4 protein-coding genes are annotated in these 3,938 nt (G+C 72.8%); 2 read left to right on the top strand and 2 right to left on the bottom strand.

Annotated elements, in window-relative coordinates; all coding sequences use genetic code 11:
- Positions 1–8: 8 nt before the first annotated feature.
- Positions 9–620 (top strand): DUF8185 domain-containing protein, encoded by a 612-nt coding sequence (locus tag ABT336_RS26965; protein WP_350900347.1) that lies wholly within the window; start codon positions 9–11, stop codon positions 618–620.
- Positions 621–751: 131 nt separating this feature from the next.
- The gene (locus ABT336_RS26970) at positions 752–1,336 is read left to right on the top strand and encodes a type III secretion system chaperone family protein (protein ID WP_350900343.1); all 585 of its coding nucleotides are present in this window, start codon (positions 752–754) and stop codon (positions 1,334–1,336) included.
- A gap of 21 nt (positions 1,337–1,357) precedes the next feature.
- Here ABT336_RS26970 and ABT336_RS26975 read toward each other — a convergent pair whose 3' ends face one another.
- Positions 1,358–1,780, bottom strand: coding sequence for a globin (locus ABT336_RS26975; RefSeq protein ID WP_350900345.1), 423 nt, complete (start codon positions 1,778–1,780; stop codon positions 1,358–1,360).
- A gap of 140 nt (positions 1,781–1,920) precedes the next feature.
- Positions 1,921–3,264 carry an MFS transporter gene (locus ABT336_RS26980; protein ID WP_350900349.1) on the bottom strand — a complete coding sequence of 448 codons (1,344 nt, stop codon included), beginning with the start codon at positions 3,262–3,264 and terminating at the stop codon, positions 1,921–1,923.
- Between the last annotated feature and the right edge of the window lie 674 nt (positions 3,265–3,938).

The raw sequence follows: 3,938 nt of genomic DNA on the forward strand, positions 1-3,938 counted from the left end.
TCCTCGGGGTGCCCGACGAACCAGGCGGACTTCGCCGCAGCGAAGATCAACAAATCTCCGTCGCCCTCGTCGGCGACCGGTGGCGGGCGGTGCTCGTCGTCCGGACGGTGGCCGGGACGGGCCCCGCAGACGCCACAGTCGCCGCCGGAGAGCTGTTGGCCGCCCTGGAGAACCGCCGCACGGAGCTACCCGCCCGTCGGGACGCCCAGTGGCGGTGGCCCCTTCCCCCCACCGGGAGCCGGGCGGTGGAGACGCTGCCCGCCGCCGAGGTCCGCCGGATCGCGGACGCGGCGGCGGGCACCCTGCGTACCGCTGCCGCCCACGGGGTGGGGGGCCGGGCGGTCGGGCAGCGGATCCTCCGGGACGCCCTGCTCGACCACGTCCCGGTGGTGGTCACCCCCGACACGGGTCCGGCGGAGCCGGTGGAGGTGTCCCAGCGACTGATCCAGGGACTGGTCCGGATGGGCTTCGTGGGCTCCGTCGACGCCGATCTGGCCGGCGGGGTGGGGGTCCGGGCGAGTGGCCGATGGGTCGGCCTGGTGGGACCATTCGGCGCGGCATGGTCGCAGAAGGTCGTCGATCTCGCCGTTACTCCGGTCCGGGCTCGTCCGTTCGGTTGACCCTCACTCGTTCTTCTGGGCTGGGGCTGCCGTTGGGGGGGTGCTTCAGCTCGGCTGTCCGGGTACCGTCCATCCTCGGATCCAACGCACCGTAGGCAGCTGGATCCGCTGGGGAGTGAGGTGCGCGAGCGATGCCGTGGTGGTCATGGCGCCCAGGTCCCGCCGACGGCGGCGGACGGGAAACTCGAAGCGGGATCACAGTGGACGACAGCGTCCGGGTCGGACCGCCGTCCCCACGCCCACCGGGGGACGCCTGCCCGACGACGGACCGGGCTTCGATGACCGACATGCCGGTCACTGTGGAACCTGTGACACTGAGCCGGGTCTGCACCGCCCTGGACCGGCTCGACGTCCGTTACCTGGCCGACGGCGACGGCAACCTGCTCGCCATGTGGGAGCGGCACGCCGTGCTGGTCACGCTCGAAGGGCCGGAGGACGAGATCCTGGTGATGCGGGCCCGTCCACACGCGACGGTCCCACCGGACTGGGCCGACCGGGCCTATCGGGTGGTGAACGAGTGGAACCACACCCGACGGTTCTGCAAGGCGTACGTGGGCGACCCGACCGAGCGTGGGCAGCTACCGATCTACGCCGAACTCCAGGTTCCGCTCGGTGCGGGGACCCACGACGCGCTCCTGGTGGAGATGCTCGACTGTGGCGCGGCGGTGGCGACGACCTTCGTGGACTGGCTGCACGACGAGGGTGCCCTCCTGTGAGGCGGGCGGACCCGGTCCGGGTCAGGCCGGTCCGGCCGGGTCCTCCATCACGTTGACCATGAAGTACGCGGCCCGCTCCAGGTAGTCCCAGAGCGCGGCGGCCGCCTCCGGCGGCAGGTCGATCCGGTCGACCGCCCGGCGCATGTGGTGCAGCCAGGCGTCGCGCTCCACCGCCCCGATCCGGTACGGGGCGTGCCGCATCCGCAGCCGAGGGTGCCCCCGCTCGGTGGAGTACGTGTTCGGACCACCCCAGTACTGCATCAGGAACAGCCGGAGCCGATCCGCCGCCGGACCGAGGTCCTCCTCGGGATACATCGGCCGCAGCACGGGGTCGTCGGCGACGCCGGCGTAGAACTCGTCCACCAACGCACGGAAGGTGGGTTCGCCGCCGACCGCCTCGAAGAAGGTCACCTTCGGCTGGTCGGACTCACCTACGGGATTCACCGTTCCATCCTGCCAGGCGGGTTCCCGGCCCGGCCGCCGCCCACCGCCGGTCGGGCTGCGGGCTCGGTCACACCCCTACCGTCGACGGGGTCGGCGCAGGTCCGGCACCCCGCGCTCCGGCACCCCGCGACGTCGGCGGGTCAACGTGGGCGGGCCTCGGTCCCCGTGGTGGTCCGGGTGGCGGGCGTCTCGGGTGACCGGGCCGCCGGTGCCGTCCCCCGCTGACCGGTGGTCACCTCGTACCACGCCCGGGTCGGGGACCCGGCCACCACCAGGAGCATGAGCACCACCCCGGCGACACTCCACACCCCGACCACCACCGGGATCGAGAAATGTTCGGCCAACAGCCCCGTGACCAGCACCGCGATGCCCTGGATCACCTGGAGTCCGGTGGCCATCACGCCGAAGGCGCGGGCCCGGAAGCCGTCCGGAAGAGCCCGGACGAACAGGCCGTTCGCGACCGGGAGCAGTCCTCCGACCGCTGCTCCGCAGGCGGCGGCGAGCAGGGCGACCGCCAGTGGGGGCAGGTCGAACAGGGCGGGCACCAGCATCAGCGGCGCGGCGACGGCCAACGGTCGGATGAGGCGTACCCGGCGGGCGGGTCGGACCGCCCGCCCGATCACGAGACCGCCGAGGATGAAACCGACCGGGTTGGCGGCCATGATGACCGCCTGGGCCACCCCGGCGTCCAGGTCGGTGCTGTTTCCCTCCCGGGCCCAGGCGGCGGCAAGGCCCTCCGGGACGATGGCGAAGAGCATGCTGCTGAAGACCAGCACGGCGATCGACCGCAGGACCGGGTCGCCGAAGACGAGTCGGAATCCCTCCCCGGTCTCCCGGAACAGGTGGCTGCGGTGCGCGGAGGTCATCGCCGAGGGCCTGTCACGCACCCCGAGGCGGACCAGGACGGCGGAGAGGGCGAAGGTGGCCGCGTTGACCACCAGCGCGGCGGTCGGGTCGACCGCAGCGATGGCCGCACCGACGAGGTAACCCACCACCTGCGCGGCCTGGCCGACGCTGGCGTTCACCGACAGGCCGACCACCAGCCGGTCACCGGTGAGGATCAGCGGCATCAACGCGGAGCGGGCCGCCTGGCTCGGCGGGTTGGCCAGGGTGGTGAGGAAGAGCAGACACAGGATCGCCCAGATCGGCATCCCGGGCACCGCCACCAGGGCGACGAAGACCATCCGGATGAGGTCGCAGGTCACCATGACCCGCCGGTACGGATACCGCTCGGCGACGGTGGCGAGCAGCGGCCCACCGATCAGCCAGGGCAGGAAGCTCACCGCGAAGGCGGCGGCGGAGAGGGCGACCGACTCGCTCTGCCGATAGACCAGGACGGTGACGGCGGCCTTGGCGATGTAGTCACCGACCCACGCCAGGGTGGTGGCGGTGAGGACCGCGCGGTACTCCCCCTGGGAGAACACCTCCCGGAAGGTCGCCGCCCGCTCCGTGGCAGGTCGCTCGTGGGACACCGGGGCCTCCATCACACCCGGCACCGTGGGGGACGGCGTGCCGCCGGGGAACCGTCGTCAGAGATCTACGGATCGGCGAGGATGTGATCACTCTCTGCCAGGATCGCTTCCGAATTCTGCCCGATCGTCTGACAACTGGCTAGGGTGAATGGCTTGATCGTCGCATCCCCGACTGAACGAACGGACGATACCCGAGGGGCCACCCGGGTTGCGACCCCTCGATATCTGGACAACCACAGCAGTTCGGGCGGCCCCTCCGGGGATCGACCCGGTGTCCCACCCCGCGACGGTCCGCCCCGGGGGTGCGCCCGAACGGACGTCGGGCCCGGTCACTCACGGTGGCCGGGCCCGGACGGTGGTGCTGTCGTACGGTCAGGTCGCCCCGCTCTGCCCGGTCGGGGCGGCCCCTCCGCCGCCGGTGCCGCCGCTCCCGCCGGTGCCGCCGCTGCCGGTATCCGTGCCGCCGCTCCCGCCCGTGGTGCCGGTCCCACCTGTCCCACTGGCTCCGCCAGCCGTCGTGCTGGTGCCGCCGCTCCCGCTCCGAGGGCCGGTGCTGCCCGTGCCGGCCGACGAGTCCGGGGCGCCGGTGCCGGAATTCGTGCCCGTGCCGGGGGGCGTTCCACCACGGGTGGCGGGGGCGCAGCCGGGGCGGATCGCCGTCTCCCCCGCGCAGCCCGGGCGGACCC

The sequence above is a fragment of the Micromonospora sp. NPDC000207 genome (genome assembly GCF_040300925.1).
Lineage (GTDB): Bacteria > Actinomycetota > Actinomycetes > Mycobacteriales > Micromonosporaceae > Micromonospora.

Bases quoted from the DNA above. Each gene is read 5' to 3' on its own strand.
- ABT336_RS26970 (WP_350900343.1), top strand. From the start codon at position 752: ATGCCGTGGTGGTCATGGCGCCCAGGTCCCGCCGACGGCGGCGGACGG.
- ABT336_RS26980 (WP_350900349.1), bottom strand. From the start codon at position 3,264: ATGGAGGCCCCGGTGTCCCACGAGCGACCTGCCACGGAGCGGGCGGCG.